Below are 16,874 nucleotides of genomic sequence, written 5' to 3' on the forward strand. Positions count from 1 at the left end.
CGTTCCGGTTAATGCAACTTGCAGGCGTCCAGTGTTAATTGTAATTCGGCCGCATCAAGGGTTGGCTCGGTAATCACTTGGGATTTAACTCGCGCGTAACAGTGCTCCAGTTGATGGGCGCAGCGGTTCAGTGGCAATAAGTCCGCGAACTGGATGAGTCGTGACGTGTCAGTGTCAAGTACCCAGCGCTGCTTCGATGGGTTATAAGATAGTGCTCCAATGGTGCCGTCTCGCATTGCGATATTTTGCACACTGATAGTGGGCTGTTTGATGGCCGCCAATTCGTTGATAAGAGTGATGTTGGCCCGATTCTGACCATTGAAAAATCGACCATCCAAACTATCGATATACAAAGCATCAAAGGCCAGATCGACTGCATATGTAATGCCCTGCGAGGTGATGACGCGTATCGGGTCAATCAGGTCATCAGGACTGTCATAGCGAGGCAATTGAATGGTGGTGGACCCGATCAGCAGTGCATTGTTCACCAGGTTGATGTCGCATAGACCAAGCGGAGTAGCATCAAATTCCCAGACCGAGGCTGACGGCGATTTAACACTGGCGTCTGCGTAGGCGCCCGGCGTCGTCACACGCAAGGTCATATCTGCACTGAGGTGAACCAAATACCTGGAGCCCGCACCCTCCAATACCTCAACAGCGGTTTGTACGGCAGGGGCGCTCAGATTGACACACTTGTCGCTGGCGCCCAGGGAGTGCGCTTCGTTTTCGTCCGGTTGGATGAAATCGTATAAACCGGGGCGTTGGACCAGAGCTTTTGGGGTCGTTTGCTGAACGTATGCAAACCGAGTCATCTTCATGATGTCGCTATCGGCCAAAGCAGGCGGGCGCAGGTGATACGACACACCATCGTTAAAGACGATAATGAATTGATGATTCATTTCCAGGGGCGGACGTGTGAGCCTGTCTGTCAGTAAAACGTAACCGACGCCATGAGAACTGGCCAAGTTCGAGATGGTTATACACTTGTCGTCGAAATTGAGGGACAGGCTGCAGGTTTTGTACGTCGGGTGATCTCTGTCCAACCGCACCGTCAGGTCCATTGAGTAGTGCGTCTCAACCGATGACAGGTCGGTACTGGCAAAATCAATATACAAAAAACTCAGTGCGGCATTATCTCGATGTTTGACGTTAAGCGTCGTGCGCGTCTGTTGGTTGGGCAGGAAGTAGTGTTTATTGCCAGCCGCTGCAAGGGCCATGACAGAGGTGTTGACTATAATCGGTTGCTTCGATTTGCCTGGTTGAACGATGACGGCGTTGACGTAAAGCGGGAAATCGTCCTCAATGGTTTCGGGACAATCCGGGACGAGCTGGAAGCCATCCTCGGTGATAAAGGTCAGCAGCCTGTTCTGTAATTGGCGATGGGCCCCTGCCATCTGGTATACACCTTCGATGATCAGGGTTCGTCTAAGGTGATCGTCCAGATCGAACTTTGAGGTGATGACCAAAGTATTCGAGACGATCCGCCAACTGTCGATCAACTCTAATCTCCAGCCCAGTGCAATCACGCTGTCGTCGATGCCATCCTCGATCACAACCACCGTGCCGGCCTTATGTGCAATGAGATAGCGATCCCGGCCCGGACCACCGTTGACGACGCCGTCGCCGTTGAGCATGGATATCTGGTCATCCCCGGCACCGGCCTGAACATGATCATCGCCACGAGAAACGATGGTATTGGCGCCGTCCGTGCCAACCACTCGATTGCGCCCGGCAACCAATGTCTCGATATTCTCGATACTGTCCAGGCGAGTATGAGTTCGACCTGGCTGACCACTGTTCGTGAGGATTTCCAGTGTGCCCAGCTGCAGATCGATCAGGTATCCAGGGTGACGCTGATGCAGGTGTTCTACCTTGCCAGCCAACACGAGCGTGTCCTGGCCGTCGCCGCCTTTTATGATATTCAAAGCCTGCTGTGTGTCGAGTGACAACAAGGACTCGGCAGCCCCTTCGAACATGAACTCATCATCTTTCCTGCCTCCCTCCAGTACCTTGGTACCGGCACCGAAGTAAAAGCTGTTGGACTTGTTTTTTACGCCACGGACAGTGTCGTTACCTGCGCCAATGAACCAGGCGATGCCTTTTGCCGTGCCTTCTGTTCCAAAGCTTGCGCCGGGGGTATCGATTGGTACGCCGTAACGAGCGTCGAGATCGTCATTGCCATCGATGATCCTCGGGCTCTTTATGATTTTGTGACTGTTCTGATGGGCGTCCCAATCGTAATAACGTACCCCAGCAGGTGTGAGTTCGACATCGAATGTGCCGTTGATGATGACTTCAATGCGGTCCTTCAAACTCCCGTCCAGCAGTTCTTTAGCGCTCGCCTGCAACATTTTTGAATGGGCAGTCGTCGCCTTGGCTATTGCCAGACGGTCCTCGATGCTTTCATCGGGGCTAATGCCCCAAAATGCGAACCAGCCGGTACGCAGGCGTTCATGAGTACTCAATTGGATGTAGTCGTCGATTTCGTCGACGATGCGCACTGCTGCATATGCCTGGGAACCAGCAACCAGCAGCAACCCTGCCGTCAGCCCCACCGGCCCAGCCATGGAAAAGCCCGCCAGAGCTGCGACACCGAGGATCAGCGACATCGCGGCGCTGGCTACGCTCATGCCGCCACTCACATAATGATCGATGGCTTCCTTGCCTGCCGTGTTGGCCGCGTTGTCGAACGATTTGACGGCGCAAATAATGTCGAATGGCAAGGTCACGGCAGCGGCAATCAACCCCCCACCTCGAGCCAACCGCACACCCATGCTCGTTCTGGCAAAGTCGCTGTAAGCTCTTTGCCCGGCATTGATCATGTACTTCGCTTGTTTCGTCACGGCCACTTCAACGGCCAGTGAGGCGAACTCTCCCGCGATGCTCAGGCTATTGAAGATGATTTCACCTTCGTCCTTGCGGGCCACCGCGTCTTGAAGTCCGCGCAGGCCGCTATAGATGCCGAAGGCCTGAAGTCCGACGCCGACACCGAGCATGCTGCTGCTTTTGACCCGGTTGACCCAATGCGGGGTGTGTTTTGGCATGTGATGGTGACTGATATCGAGCTTCTGCGCCGACTTCAGCAGCTTGTCCAATTTGCGCCGATACGCTTCGGAATCAGCCAGGGAGGCCGGAACATCGGTTAACAGAGGGGGGGCTGTCAGCGGGCGCCGGGACGCCATTTCGAATAACAGGGATGTCAGTCTGTAGTCGTCGCCTGTTGAATAGGAGCGCAGGCGCGCTTCGACGTGCAGTGGGTCCAGTTGAATGGAGTTGATGAATGACCGCTTGGCATGTCGGAAGAACGTGTTGTTCCCATCCAGTCGCTGGCCATGGAAAGTGGCGCCCAACGAGTCCAGTGCCTTGCGGGTGATGGAGTAGGGACCCATTTTGATTGGACCGAACAGATCATCTAACACCTTGAGCTGGCTGCGCTGCGGATTTCCCGTTTGATTGCTTTCGTTATCGAAGTTGATGGTGGAGGGCGGGGAGGGACGGGGCGTCAGATGAATATCGTTGATTACGACGATGTCGTAATTGTCGGAATCGGGAGAGGCGTAATGGACTGCCATTTGATTTCCTTGTCATGACCTTGTGTGCAGGAACGCAGAGTCATGTTAGGGAAACCTCACATCCGCCCAGTATAGATATGTATAGGGCGTGTTTCGGTGCGTTGCGTGGCGCGATCGAATTGTTGCCATCCATGGCGAACAATCCCGATTGATCTTTTTACCGTATCAATGGCTGCTCAATAAAGAGGCCGCACCCGCCCCGCCGAACAATCCCGCACTTATGCGATTGAACCAGCTTTGGCCCTTGCCGCTGCGCAAGTACCTGGCCGCGCCATGCGCGCCCAGGCCGTAAGCCAATTTGCACAGTAGGTCCAGCACGGTCCAAGTGGCAATCATCACCAGCAACTGGGGCAGGAAGGGTTGTTCTGCACTCAGGAACTGCGGCAGGAACGCGGCAAAGAACAGGATGTCCTTCGGATTGCTTGCGCCCAATACAAACGCCCGGCCAAATAGTGCGCGAAACCGTGGCACGGGCGCCGCTTGGGGCACCTCAGCCCCCCGGGAGGGTTGGCGCGATTGCTGCCAGCTCTGCCAGGCCAGGTAGAACAGGTACAGCGCACCGACGATTTTCAGCGCGCTGAACAGCTGTTCCGAAGCCAGCAGCAGGGCACCCAGGCCCAGTGCTGAAGCGCTGAGCAGGCAGATCGAGGCAATCACACCCCCCAGGAACGCCGGGTAAGAGCGCCGTAAACCGTAATTCAGACTGTTGCTGATCATCAGCAACGACAGCGGTCCCGGGATCAGGATCACTACCAGTGCAGCGCCGCTGAACAGCAGCCAGGTTTCCAGACTCATCACTTTCCTCCATTTGTGCAAAAGCCCCACCCGAAGGGGTGAGGCTGGTTCGAAACGCTTACTGCGTAACGTTTACAAGAAAACGAACTTGGCGATGAAGATCGCGCACAACACCCACAGGCTGACGGAAATTTCCTTGTACTTGCCAGTGCCGGCCTTAAGTGCCACGTAGGTGATGAAACCCAGGGCGATACCGTCGGCGACCGAGAACGTCAGGGGCATCATGATCGCGGTGACAATCGCCGGAATACTGTCGGTCGCTTCGTCCCATTCGATGTGAGCCATGCCGCCCATCATCAGCATCGCGACATAGATCAGTGCACCGGCGGTGGCGTAGGCAGGAATCATCCCGGCCAGCGGTGCGAAGAACATCGCTGCAATAAATAGCACACCGACCGTCACGGCGGTCAGACCAGTGCGCCCGCCCGCCGCGACACCAGCAGCACTTTCCACATAGCTGGTGACGGGTGGAACACCGACCACCGCACCGAACACACTGGAAGCACTGTCGGCCTTGAGGGCGCGGGAGAGGTTTTCGATTTTGCCGTCGGCGTTGACCAGGCCGGCGCGCTGGGCCACGCCCATCAGGGTGCCGGCGGTGTCGAACATGTGTACGAAGAGGAAGGCCAGTACCACGCTGATCATGCTGACGTTGAACACGCCGGCGATGTCCATGGCCATCCAGGTCGGAGCAAGGCTCGGCGGAGCCGACATGATGCCTTCGTAATGAACAAGGCCCAGGCCCCAACCGGCCAGTGTGACCGTGATGATGCTGATGAGAATCGCACCAAACACCCTGTGGTAGCTGAGCACCGCAATCATCAGGAAGCAGATGGCCGCCAGCAACGGGCCAGGTTCGCGCAGGGAGCCAAGTTTGATCAGGGTAGCCGGGCTATCGACGACGATGCCTGCGGTTTTCAGGCCGATCAGCCCAAGAAACAAACCAACGCCCGCGCCCATGGCGTAGCGCAAGCTCACTGGAATACTGTTGAGCAGCCATTCGCGGATCCGCGAAAAGGTCAGGAACATGAACAGCACGCCAGACACGAAAACCGCACCAAGGGCGGTTTCCCAGTTGTAGCCCATGGTACCGACAACGGTGTAGGTGAAGAACGCGTTAAGCCCCATGCCGGGCGCCAGGCCGACCGGCCAGTTGGCATACAGGCCCATGAGCAGGCAACCCAGCGCAGCGGCGATGCAGGTAGCGACGAACGCAGCACCGTGATCAATCCCGGCATCGGCCATGATGTTGGGGTTGACGAAGATGATGTAGGCCATGGTGATGAAGGTTGTCAGACCGGCAATCAGCTCGGTCTTCACCGTGGTGCCATGCAAGCTGAGTTTAAAGATGCGCTCCAGCCAGCCACTGCGTGCAGGCGGCGAGAGATCCAGCGTCGGTGCTTCCGATTTGCGGCTTTCCACAGCGAGTACTCCTCAAGAGTTTTATTGTTATTTCCAGGACCGGACCCATGAGGGCGGCAACGGTCCTTTGAGGCACTTGCGAATTTCTTGACTGCTTGGTCAGGAACTCGCACGAAGTGGATTATGCTTTTGTGTACAAATAAAGCAAATATTGTTTTTGCTTTTGTAGACTAAAAGTTTGCAGATCGGAGTATATCGCCTGTCAGGGCCCCATCGCGAGCAGGTAATGCGGTCATTGTGGAAGCCTGCTTGCGATGAGGCCGGATCGGAGAATGGATTACCAGCAGGTAAAACTCATTCAGTTGTATGGTTTCCCCCCAAAGCCAGATTTACCGCCAACCATCCATTCACCGCCGCTTCTCCAGCTTCGGCAAACACCTTATCCAGCAACTTCACCTGCTCCCGTCGCAGCGACTGCTCGAACCGCGCGCCATCGACGGTCAGTTCCAGCAGCCGTTTACGCTTGTCGGTCTCAGGCGCAACGCTGGCGACCAGGTGCATTTCCACCAACTGGCGCAGGGGCATATTCAGTGCCTGCTTCGTGACGCCGAGCAGCTCCAGCAGTTCCTTGACGCTCAGGTTCGGGTAGCGCGCGATGAAAAACACGATGCGCTGGTGCACTCGACTCAAGCCACGACGTTCGAGCATTTCATCGGCCTTGGCGGTAAACGCCTGGTAGCCGAAAAAAAATGCCTCCATGGCCTGCTGCTGGGTGCCAGTATTTTTAAGGTCAAGCATATTGACGTATCCGTTGGGGTTGTCGTAATTTCAGTCAACCAGTTTGACTCATTTTTCTCAGGCCTCGCTACCGGTGACCCCATGGCTTTTTCCGAACGTGCCTCGCGCCTTAAAAGTTCTTTGATCCGAGAAATCCTCGCCGCCGCCCAGCGCCCGCAAGTGATGTCGTTCGCTGGAGGCCTGCCGGCGGAGGCGATGTTGCCGAAAGTCGACTGGGCAGACATGCCCACATCCATGGGGCAGTACGGCATGAGCGAAGGCGAGCCGGCTTTGCGCGAAGCGCTGGCGGCTGAAGCGCGGGCGTTGGGTGTGCCGTGTGAAGCGAGCCAGGTGCTGGTGGTCAGCGGGTCGCAGCAGACCCTGGATCTGGCGGCCAAGCTGTACATCGATAAAGGCACCGAAATCCTGCTGGAAGCCCCGACCTACCTTGCGGCATTGCAGATTTTCCAGCTGTTCGGCGCCGACTGCATCACTGTGCCGCTGGAAGCCGATGGACCTGACCTGAGCAAATTGCGCTCGCGGCTCGAACAGCACAAGCCTGCGTTCATCTACCTGATCCCGACCTTCCAGAACCCTTCGGCCGTGCGCTACAGCGAAGCCAAGCGGGATGCGGTGGCAGCACTGCTGGATGAGTTCGGCGTGACGCTGATCGAAGACGAACCCTACCGCGAGTTGACCTTCGATGGCGGCAGCGCAACCCCTATCGTCAGTCGCTTGCGCAAAAGCAGCTGGATCTACACCGGCACCGTGTCAAAGACCCTGTTGCCTGGTCTGCGAGTGGGTTATCTGATCGCCAGCCCCGACCTGTTCCCGCATTTGCTCAAGCTCAAGCAGTCGGCAGACTTGCACACCAATCGGGTAGGGCAGTGGCAGGCGTTGCAATGGATCGGCAGCGAGAAGTATCAGCAGCACCTGAGTGAGTTGCGTGATTTTTATCGGGTGCGCCGGGATGCCTTTGAGTCGGCGCTGCAAACGCATTTTTCGGACCTGGCCGATTGGCAGGTGCCGCAAGGTGGCCTGTTTTTCTGGCTGGCGCTCAAGCAACCGCTGGATACTCGCACGTTGATGCAGGCGGCACTGGCGGCGGATGTGGCGTTCATGCCCGGGGAGCCATTCTTTCCGGAACCCGATGAGCATCATGGTCATCTGCGCTTGAATTTCAGCCACATCGACCCGCAACGGCTGGATGAAGGGCTCAAACGGTTGGCGGCGGTGGTGCGTCAGGCCAGAGCGACGGATGCGGCCTGAGATTTAAAGCAAATAAACCGGCCCATGGGTCGGTTTATTTTGTCTGGGATTTGTGCGGCTGTGCCGGCCTCATGGCGAGCAGGCTAGCTCCCGCAGGGTAACTCGCTCGGATGCAGGTCCTGCCCGCTGTGAGGCCACCCGCAAAACCCGCAAAACCTCAGGCCGCCGCAAACCGCTTATCCAGATAATCGATAATCACCTTGGACTCATACATCCAGGTTGTCTGCCCATTGTCTTCGATGCGCAGGCACGGCACCTTGATCTTGCCACCTTGCTCCAGAAGCGCCTGACGATCCTGTTCGTTGTTCTTCGCATCACGCAACGCTACCGGAACATTCAGGCGGTGCAGGGTGCGGCGGGTTTTCACGCAGAACGGACAAGCGTGGAACTGATACAGGGTCAATCCCTTGGCAGCGGCGTTGACCTTAGCCTGAACCTCGGCAGGGCGCTGTTTTTTGCCAGGACGAGTGATGAAATCGATGAAGATGATGATTTGGCCTAAGCCGACACGAAGCGCTTTGACGAACACGGTATAAGCCTCACTGGGGCAAGCGGAAGGCGCGCAGCTTACCTGATTTTTGCCGGACGAAAAAAAACCGGCGATGAATGCCGGCTTTTTTCGTGGTGCGTATTACTTGATCAGGCTGAGAAACTCGCTGCGTGTCGCGGCGTTCTCGCGGAACTCGCCCAGCATCACCGAAGTGATCATCGACGAATTCTGCTTTTCCACACCGCGCATCATCATGCACATGTGCTTGGCCTCGATCACCACCGCAACGCCCAGAGCGCCAGTGACTTCCATCACCGCATCGGCGATCTGGCGGCTGAGGTTTTCCTGGATCTGCAGGCGACGGGCGTACATATCGACGATCCGCGCGACTTTCGACAGCCCCAGCACCTTGCCACTTGGAATGTAAGCGACATGGGCCTTGCCGATGAACGGCAGCAGGTGATGCTCGCACAACGAGTAGAGCTCGATGTCCTTCACCAACACCATTTCGCTGTTGTCGGAGCTGAACAAGGCACCATTGGTGACTTCTTCCAGCGTCTGTTCATAGCCGCGGCAGAGGTACTGCATGGCTTTGGCGGCACGCTTTGGCGTGTCGAGCAGGCCCTCGCGGGAAACGTCCTCGCCCAGTTGGCCGAGAATCGCGGTGTAATTCTGTTCCAGGGACATGAAACTACCTGTGGGATTTTACGCAAAGGCCAAGGGTACGGTGGCGGACACGGCGCTGCAAGCGTGACGCGACAGGTTTACTCGTCGCGACCTTCCATCATGGTGCGTTTGAGCATCACATAAACCGCTCCGGCGCCGCCGTGTCGGGCCTGGCACGAGGTGAAGCCGAGAACCTGGGAATGCTGGCGCAGCCAGGTGTTGACGTGGCTTTTGATCATCGGGCGTTTTCCGTCCAGGCGCACGGCTTTGCCATGGGTGACGCGCACGCAGCGGATTTCGAATTTGGTCGCTTCGGCGAGGAACGCCCACAGAGTTTCCCGGGCTTTTTCCACCGTCATGCCATGCAGGTCGAGACTGCCTTCGAAAGGGATCTGGCCGACCTTGAGCTTGCGCATCTGGCTTTCCTGCACGCCGTCACGGGCCCACATCAGCTCGTCTTCGGGACCGACGTCGATCACGAACTGGTCGGACAGACCATCAACTGTGGTGGCATCGGTGCGCACGGTGGCGGCCTGGCGCAGCTTGGCGATCTGCGCGCGGTCAGCTTTGGGTTTGCCGGTTTCGGCGCGATCGTGCTTGATTGGCTTGACGCCTTGGATCGCACTTTTGAACAGGGAAAAATCGTCGTCTTGCATGTCAGCCTCCGCGAAGGGCGGCCAGTTTACCCAAGTCGAGGCGTGAGCCATAACAATTGAGGCCCGTCAGCAGTCGGGCCTTTGCATCAATCGTGTTTTTTCATCAGGTGCGGCGACATATTGAGTTCCCGCGATTGCCGCGCGCGACGGCGGCAACGGCGCCACAACCACACGCCCAGGTACAGCAAGAGTAGCCCGACAGCGAGGATGATTGCCGAGCCCAGAGGGCTCGCATTCAGTTCGCCGAGTGCGGGTGGGCGACCGAGCAGGCTGGCAGCGCCGGCCATCGCGAGCAGTACGCCGCAGGTGGCCAGCAGTGCGGCAAACGCGGCGCCAAAACGAAAACGCCAGTTGCTTGGGCCTTTAGGCCGCAGGCGGCGAGCGTCAAAACCATCGGATAACTTCATTCCGACCTTCCTCAATGGGTATCGGCCCTTCGACCGGGAGTTGACCGGGATGTTCCTGAGGCTAAGACAATTACAGCAAATGAGAGGCTTTTGCGGATGAGCGGCGATATGCACCGCTCATCAGGCATCGGTCAAATCAGTTCGTGAGTCAGGGCGAGGGTGGCGAAGTTGTCCGCCATGATCGCCATTTCCGTCTGCTGTACGTGTTCGGCGCTGAGCACTGTGCCTTTGTAGGGCAGGTCGCGGGTGGCACAGGCATCTTCGACCAGGGTGCAGCGAAAGCCCAGGTTTTTTGCCGCACGCACGGTGGTGCTGACGCTGGAATGGCTCATGAAGCCGCACACGATCAGGTCCAACGAGCCGAGATTCTGCAGGCGCTCCAGCAGTTCGGTGCCATGAAACGCGCTCGGCAGCAGCTTGCCGATGATGGTTTCGTCGGTCAGTGGCTCCAGTCCCGGAATGAACTCACCGCGCTCGCCCTGGGGGTCAAACAGCCCACCCACGGTGCCAAGGTGGCGCACGTGCACGATTGGACGACCGGCTGCGCGTGCAGCGGTCACCAGTTGCTTGATGTTCGCGACGGCAGCATCCATGCCGGTCAGGGCCAGGGGGCCGCTGAGGTATTCCTTCTGCGCATCGATGATGACAAGGGTCGCATGACTCAGGTTGGCTGCTGCATAACCGCGGCCGCTGAGTTGAAACATCGTTTTTGGAACGGGCATTCTGGGGCTCCTTCGGGTGGGGCTTTTGCGACATTGTCCTCTGGCTGAGCGCTTCTGTGAATCGCTACCATCGCAGATGCCGTCTTTACTGGCTCGCAGCGTTGTCAATACTCACAATTTGTTCAATAGCCTAGCGAAAAAAAAGAAAAGTCCTACATTTGCCCGGATGTTTTTACGGCGTCGTCGCAAGGCGTTTTGGCTGTTAGAATTGCCAGTCGTTTTTTCAGAGAGTTTGCCCCCGTGATCACTTCCCGACTTCGTACCCTGCGCGACCACATCCGTTGGGCCGTCAGCCGCTTCCATGGGGAGGATCTGTTCTTCGGCCATGGGACCGACAACGCCTGGGACGAAGCTCGTCAACTGGTGTTGGGTGCATTGCACCTGCCGTGGGAAATGGCGGAGAGCTACCTCGACTGCAACCTGGAAGAGGACGAACTGGTCAACCTCCAGCGTTTGCTCAAGCGTCGCATCGAAGAGCGTATTCCCACCGCCTACCTGCTGGGCGAGGCGTGGTTCTGTGGCATGTCGTTTATTGTTGACGAACGCGTGCTGATCCCGCGCTCACCGATTGGCGAGTTGATCGAAAAACGTTTTGAGCCATGGCTGGGCAGCGAGCCTGCGCGCATCCTCGACCTGTGCACCGGTTCCGGCTGCATCGGGATTGCCTGTGCCTACGAGTTCCAGAACGCCGAGGTGGTGCTGGCCGACCTGTCCTTCGAAGCGCTGGAAGTGGCTAACCAGAACATCGAGCGCCATGGCGTCGATGAGCGTGTATACACGGTGCAGGGTGATGGCTTCGATGGACTGCCAGGGCAGCGCTTTGACCTGATCGTGTCAAATCCGCCTTACGTCGATGCCGAAGATTTTGCCGACATGCCGCACGAGTACCAGCATGAGCCAGAGCTTGGCCTGGCCTGTGGCGATGATGGTTTGAACCTGGTGCGCCGCATGCTCGCTGAAGCGGGCGCGCATTTGACCGAGAAGGGTTTGCTGATTGTCGAGGTGGGCAACAGCCAGGTGCACGTCGAGGCGTTGTACCCGGAAGTCGACTTCGCCTGGCTGGACTTCGAGCGTGGTGGACACGGGGTATTTATGTTGACGGCGGAACAATGCCGCGCTCATCAGGCGCTATTCGCGTCCCGCGTCTGACCTGAGGACGCCATCGCTGGCAAGCCAGGCTGCCACAGGGTTTGTGTCGTTCAGCCATTATCTGAACGACAGGAGTCTTGTGGGAGCCTGGCTTGCCAGCGATGGCGGCACCACAGCCCCCAAGCCCTACCTGTGTGTAGCAATCCAGATCAACAAACCCGCCTGAAACACTGCAAACGCCACCAGGCATGAAATGGTAAACCGCAGTGCCGTTTCCTCGCGCCGATACTTGCTGACCTTTTCCTCGTGTTGCTTGATTTTGACTTCCTGCTCGGCCAGCTTCTGCTCGGCCTGCTGGAGCATCTGCGCCGCCTCGAGAATCTCCACCACCTGCAACTTCTCGCTGTTCCACTGCGCCTTCAAGTCGCCCACCAGCACATCCTTGACGGCGCCCTTGAGATGCTGGGCATCGGCATAGACCACCTCGAAACCATGCCCCTTCAGGAAGTCATCACGACGCAGGCGAGTATCCTCGTTCAGTGCGTCCTTGTTGTTGAGATCTGAGCCATTGACCGTGTAGCCGGGCCAGCGTTGCTTCAGCCAGCTGATGCCGTGTGCCGCCATGTAGCGTGCGATACCACGATTCATCGGTTCTATCTGCAAGCCGCTGTCGGGCCCGAAATGCACGCTTTTGTCCTGGTGGTCGACCCACACATCCAGCAGGTTCTGCTCCTTGCGCACTCGCTGGCCGGGCAAGGTGATGCTCATGCGCATCAGGCTGCGCTCCTTGTCATTACGCTCGGCGTAGCCGAATTCGACAAAGCGCAGCGGTCGCCCTCCGGTGTTGCGGTCGGTCTGGAGCGGCGCCAGGCGCAGCATTTTGCGATGCTCGGTGTGCACGTCCGCCCACGGCAGTTCGACCGCTGGCGGCGCGTCCTGATCTGCTGGTGTGGCGGGTGAAGTCGGGGTGTCAGTCATAACGGCAAGGTCCTGTCCAAGCTCGGCATATCGCCAGGCTTAATGCTGGCGACACTGGCTTATCGGCCGTCTTCTGCAGTACTGGAGGGTAAATAGCGCTTAACTGGCGCGAAGTCCGTCAATAAACCCGATGATACGTGAGCCCAGCTCGGCGGCCAGCGGCAAATTCGGATCCTTGTACGACGCCAACTGCCGTTTCACGTCGTTGGGTATGATGCGCATCACGTGGTTCATGCCTTCGATCAGTGCCAGTTCGGCGTCCGGCTTGGCCACCTTGAGCAGCTTCGCGTCACCGACACCGACCTGGATGTCGTTACTGCCCTGGATGATCAGCGCCGGCATCTTTAGCTTGGCGAACGCCGCTGCCGGGTCCTGGCGAAATAATGAAATCAGATACGGCTGCACACTCGGGCGGAAAATCACCTGCAGTTGCGGGGGCACGTTGTCGTCGATGCGACCGGCCTTGAGGCTGTCGAGCAATTCGCTGGCGCGCACCATCAAGGGCACAGGCAGGCGGTTGCTCAGTTGCTGACGCAACACCTGGTCAATTGGCCGGGCGCTGCCGGACATGGAGATTACCGCATCGGCATCGACATCGGGCGCGGCGAGGCTGGCGATCAAGGCGCCTTCGCTGTGCCCCAGCAGAATCAACTGACCGAATCGTGGGTCGGTTTTGAGCTTGCGGGTCCACGCCTGGGCGTCGGCCACGTAGCCTTCCACCGACAGATTGCGCTCGTCCGGGGTGGCGGGCAGGCTCGCCGCGACGCCGCGCTTGTCATAGCGCACGCTGGCGATGTTGTGTTTGGCCAGCACCCAGGCCAGGCGCTTGAGGCTGTCGTTGCGCCCGCCGTCGGGGTTATTGCCGTCGCGGTCGGTCGGGCCGGAGCCGGAAATAATCAGCACCACGGGCACGGGGGTGTCGGACTTGGGCAGCAACAGCGAACCAAACAGTTCGCCGCTGCCGGTATCCAGCGAGATGGGACGTTGCAGGACAGACGCCTGAACAAATCCGGTAAACAAGGTAAGGCTCAAGGCTAGAACTCGCAGCATCATCACGCCATCATTCACAAAGGTGCCGTTTGGACTCGCGGGCCCCCATAAGGTTCGAGGATGAACTACTTGGGTAGCCTGCGTATACTGGCGCGCATTACGTATTCACGTTCAATTCACGGAGCGTCCTGCATGTCCGGCAATACCTACGGCAAGCTGTTCACTGTCACCACCGCTGGCGAAAGCCATGGTCCGGCGTTGGTCGCCATTGTCGACGGCTGCCCGCCGGGCCTGGAAATTTCCCTGGAGGATTTGCAGCGCGACCTTGATCGCCGCAAACCCGGCACCAGCCGCCACACCACGCAACGCCAGGAAGCCGACGAGGTCGAAATCCTCTCTGGCGTGTTCGAAGGTCGCACCACCGGGTGTGCCATCGGCCTGTTGATTCGCAATACCGACCAGAAGTCCAAGGACTACTCGGCGATCAAGGATCTGTTCCGCCCAGCCCACGCCGACTACACCTATCACCACAAATACGGCGAGCGTGATTATCGCGGTGGTGGCCGCAGTTCGGCCCGTGAAACCGCGATGCGCGTGGCAGCCGGGGCGATCGCGAAAAAATACCTGGCGACCCAGGGCATCGTCATTCGTGGCTACATGAGCCAGCTGGGCCCGATTGAAATCCCGTTCAAGACCTGGGATTCGGTGGAAGACAACGCCTTCTTCAGCCCCGACCCGGACAAAGTGCCGGAGCTGGAGGCCTACATGGACCAGTTGCGTCGCGACCAGGATTCGGTCGGCGCGAAGATCACCGTGGTCGCTGAAGGCGTGATGCCAGGCCTGGGCGAGCCGATTTTCGACCGCCTTGACGCCGAGCTGGCCCACGCACTGATGAGCATCAACGCGGTCAAGGGTGTTGAGATCGGCGCCGGTTTCGCCAGCGTTGCCCAGCGCGGCACCGAACACCGCGACGAAATGACCCCCGAAGGTTTCCTCAGCAACAACGCCGGGGGCATTTTGGGCGGCATTTCCTCCGGCCAACCGATCGTAGCGCACCTGGCGTTGAAGCCGACGTCCAGCATCACCACGTCGGGCCGTTCAATCGACGTCCACGGCAACCCGGTGGATGTCATCACCAAGGGGCGTCACGACCCGTGCGTGGGCATCCGCGCCACGCCGATTGCCGAGGCGATGATGGCCATCGTACTGATGGATCATTTGCTGCGGCACCGTGGGCAAAACGCCGATGTGCGAGTCAGCACGCCGGTGCTGGGTCAGCTTTAATGGCTGACTTCATGGCCGCTGCCGTCTGATGACGACAGCGGCGCTCCCGTACTGGCGACTCTCCAGTTTCTATCTGTTCTATTTCGCCTTGCTCGGTTCGACGGCGCCGTTCCTGGCGCTGTATTTCGATCATCTGGGTTTTTCCAGCGCGCGCATCGGCGAGCTGGTGGCGATCCCGATGCTGATGCGTTGCGTGGCGCCGAATATCTGGGGCTGGCTGGGAGACTACACCGGCCGGCGCCTGGCCATCGTACGCTTTGGCGCGGTCTGCACGTTGCTCTCGTTTTCACTGATTTTCGTCAGCAAGACCTACGCCTGGCTGGCCATGGTCATGGCCTTGCACGCGTTCTTCTGGCACGCGGTGCTGCCGCAGTTCGAAGTCATCACCCTGGCACACTTGAAAGGCCAGACTTCGCGTTATAGCCAGATCCGCCTGTGGGGTTCCATCGGTTTTATCATCACCGTCGTTGCGCTGGGACGCTTGTTCGAATGGCTGAGCCTGGACATTTATCCGCTGGCGCTGGTGCTGATCATGGCTGGGATAGTGGTCAGCAGCCTGTGGGTGCCCAATGCCCAGCCGGTGCAGAGTGATCGGGTCACCGGTGACGGTTTTCTGCAACAGCTGCGCCGCCCCGGCGTCCTGGCGTTCTACGCCTGCGTGGCCCTGATGCAACTGAGCCATGGGCCCTATTACACCTTCCTGACCCTGCATCTTGAGCAATTGGGCTACAGCCGTGGACTGATCGGCATGCTCTGGGCGTTGGGGGTGGTGGCCGAAGTCTTGATGTTCCTTGGGATGAGCAAGATTCTTGCGCGTTTTTCCGTGCGGCGAGTGCTGCTGGCGAGTTTTTTGCTGGCGGCGCTGCGCTGGGTGCTGCTGGGCTCGTTCGCCGAGTATGTGTGGGTGCTGCTGTTTGCCCAGGTGTTGCATGCGGCGACCTTCGGCAGTTTTCATGCGGCTGCCATCCAGTTCGTGCAACGTAGTTTCGGTTCGCGCCAGCAAGGGCAGGGCCAGGCGTTGTACGCCGCACTGGCCGGCACCGGCGGCGCATTGGGCGCGCTGTACTCCGGCTACAGCTGGAATGCCCTTGGTGCCACGTTCACCTTTAGTGTCGCCAGTCTCGCAGCCTTCGCCGCTGCCGTTATCATCGCCACACGCATGCAAGAGGACCGGCCATGAGCCTTACCCGTGAACACCTCACCCAGGAAATCATCGATGCCGGGCGTTTCCTGTATGGCCGCGGCTGGTCGCCGGCGACCAGCAGCAACTATTCGACTCGCCTGTCGCCGACCGAGGCGCTGTTGACCGTGTCCGGCAAGCACAAAGGCCAGTTGGGCCTGAATGATGTGCTGGTCACCGACCTGTCGGGCAATAGCCTGGAACCGGCCAAGAAACCGTCCGCTGAAACCCTGCTACACACCCAGCTGTACAGCTGGTGCGCGGACATCGGTGCAGTGCTACACACCCATTCGGTGAATGCTACGGTGCTTTCGCGCCTGACGCCGCAAGCCTTCATCGAGTTCGAGGATTACGAACTGCAAAAGGCCTTCAGTGGCATATCGACCCACGAATCCCGGGTACGCGTGCCCATCTTCGACAATGATCAGGACATTGCGCGCCTTGCCGCCAAGATACAGCCTTGGTTGGAGGCACACCCTGATTGCGTGGGTTACCTGATTCGCGGCCACGGCCTCTACACCTGGGGCGCACGCATGAGCGATGCGTTGCGGCAGATCGAGGCCTTCGAATTTTTGTTTGAGTGCGAGTTGAAGATGCGCTCGCTCTCCAACCGTAACGCATGAACCGTTAAGGAGTT

The 16,874-nt window shown here is 58.5% G+C and carries 15 protein-coding genes and 1 pseudogene; 5 read left to right on the forward strand and 11 right to left on the reverse strand.

What is annotated here, in order from left to right:
• Positions 1-8 precede the first annotated feature (8 nt).
• The 4 genes from L9059_RS13745 to L9059_RS13760 all read right to left on the reverse strand — a co-directional run bounded on the left by L9059_RS13745 (position 9) and on the right by L9059_RS13760 (position 6,527).
• Positions 9-3,572 carry a calcium-binding protein gene (locus tag L9059_RS13745; RefSeq protein WP_247291572.1) on the reverse strand — a complete coding sequence of 1,188 codons (3,564 nt, stop codon included), beginning with the start codon at positions 3,570-3,572 and terminating at the stop codon, positions 9-11.
• 165 nt (positions 3,573-3,737) lie between these two features.
• Positions 3,738-4,367 carry a LysE family translocator gene (locus L9059_RS13750; protein ID WP_247291573.1) on the reverse strand — a complete coding sequence of 210 codons (630 nt, stop codon included), beginning with the start codon at positions 4,365-4,367 and terminating at the stop codon, positions 3,738-3,740.
• A 72-nt stretch (positions 4,368-4,439) separates the two neighbouring features.
• Positions 4,440-5,789: an NCS2 family permease gene (locus L9059_RS13755; protein WP_247291574.1), complete on the reverse strand. Its 1,350-nt coding sequence runs from the start codon at positions 5,787-5,789 to the stop codon at positions 4,440-4,442.
• Between the two features lie 294 nt (positions 5,790-6,083).
• Positions 6,084-6,527: a MarR family winged helix-turn-helix transcriptional regulator gene (locus tag L9059_RS13760; RefSeq protein ID WP_247291575.1), complete on the reverse strand. Its 444-nt coding sequence runs from the start codon at positions 6,525-6,527 to the stop codon at positions 6,084-6,086.
• Positions 6,528-6,608: 81 nt separating this feature from the next.
• Here L9059_RS13760 and L9059_RS13765 point away from each other — a divergent pair, with 81 nt between their 5' ends.
• Positions 6,609-7,775, forward strand: a complete 1,167-nt coding sequence (locus L9059_RS13765) for an aminotransferase-like domain-containing protein (protein ID WP_247291576.1) — start codon at positions 6,609-6,611, stop codon at positions 7,773-7,775.
• A 157-nt stretch (positions 7,776-7,932) separates the two neighbouring features.
• Here the strand turns inward: L9059_RS13765 and L9059_RS13770 are convergent, their stop codons facing one another.
• From L9059_RS13770 to L9059_RS13790, 5 genes are all read right to left on the reverse strand, one after another.
• A complete protein-coding gene (locus tag L9059_RS13770; RefSeq protein ID WP_247291577.1) occupies positions 7,933-8,304 on the reverse strand; it encodes a glutathione S-transferase N-terminal domain-containing protein in 372 nt (123 codons plus the stop codon).
• A gap of 102 nt (positions 8,305-8,406) precedes the next feature.
• Complete coding sequence (gene folE / locus L9059_RS13775) at positions 8,407-8,952, reverse strand: GTP cyclohydrolase I FolE (protein ID WP_045059149.1); 546 nt, start codon at positions 8,950-8,952, stop codon at positions 8,407-8,409.
• 77 nt (positions 8,953-9,029) lie between these two features.
• On the reverse strand, positions 9,030-9,587 hold the full coding sequence (locus L9059_RS13780; protein ID WP_122839286.1) for a Smr/MutS family protein: 558 nt from the start codon (positions 9,585-9,587) through the stop codon (positions 9,030-9,032).
• Positions 9,588-9,673: 86 nt separating this feature from the next.
• Entirely contained in the window at positions 9,674-9,994 is a 321-nt protein-coding gene (locus L9059_RS13785) for a hypothetical protein (protein ID WP_247291578.1), read from the reverse strand.
• 131 nt (positions 9,995-10,125) lie between these two features.
• Entirely contained in the window at positions 10,126-10,716 is a 591-nt protein-coding gene (locus L9059_RS13790; protein ID WP_247291579.1) for a cysteine hydrolase family protein, read from the reverse strand.
• Positions 10,717-10,956: 240 nt separating this feature from the next.
• Here L9059_RS13790 and prmB point away from each other — a divergent pair, with 240 nt between their 5' ends.
• Positions 10,957-11,865, forward strand: a complete 909-nt coding sequence (gene prmB, locus L9059_RS13795) for a 50S ribosomal protein L3 N(5)-glutamine methyltransferase (protein ID WP_247291580.1) — start codon at positions 10,957-10,959, stop codon at positions 11,863-11,865.
• Between the two features lie 126 nt (positions 11,866-11,991).
• Here prmB and L9059_RS13800 read toward each other — a convergent pair whose 3' ends face one another.
• Positions 11,992-12,783, reverse strand: coding sequence for a hypothetical protein (locus tag L9059_RS13800; protein ID WP_247291581.1), 792 nt, complete (start codon positions 12,781-12,783; stop codon positions 11,992-11,994).
• A 99-nt stretch (positions 12,784-12,882) separates the two neighbouring features.
• Positions 12,883-13,882, reverse strand: a pseudogene (locus L9059_RS13805) (alpha/beta hydrolase).
• An 83-nt stretch (positions 13,883-13,965) separates the two neighbouring features.
• On the opposite strand from L9059_RS13805, the gene aroC reads away from it, so the two are divergent.
• The 3 genes from aroC to L9059_RS13820 are packed head-to-tail and all read left to right on the forward strand — an operon-like array spanning position 13,966 to position 16,860.
• On the forward strand, positions 13,966-15,057 hold the full coding sequence (aroC, locus tag L9059_RS13810) for a chorismate synthase (protein ID WP_247291583.1): 1,092 nt from the start codon (positions 13,966-13,968) through the stop codon (positions 15,055-15,057).
• A gap of 28 nt (positions 15,058-15,085) precedes the next feature.
• Positions 15,086-16,237 carry an MFS transporter gene (locus L9059_RS13815; RefSeq protein ID WP_247291584.1) on the forward strand — a complete coding sequence of 384 codons (1,152 nt, stop codon included), beginning with the start codon at positions 15,086-15,088 and terminating at the stop codon, positions 16,235-16,237.
• On the forward strand, positions 16,234-16,860 hold the full coding sequence (locus L9059_RS13820; RefSeq protein ID WP_247291585.1) for a methylthioribulose 1-phosphate dehydratase: 627 nt from the start codon (positions 16,234-16,236) through the stop codon (positions 16,858-16,860). The genes L9059_RS13815 and L9059_RS13820 overlap by 4 nt, the downstream gene beginning before the upstream one ends.
• Positions 16,861-16,874: the final 14 nt, after the last annotated feature.

This window comes from Pseudomonas violetae, from assembly GCF_023072615.1.
Taxonomy (GTDB): domain Bacteria; phylum Pseudomonadota; class Gammaproteobacteria; order Pseudomonadales; family Pseudomonadaceae; genus Aquipseudomonas; species Aquipseudomonas violetae.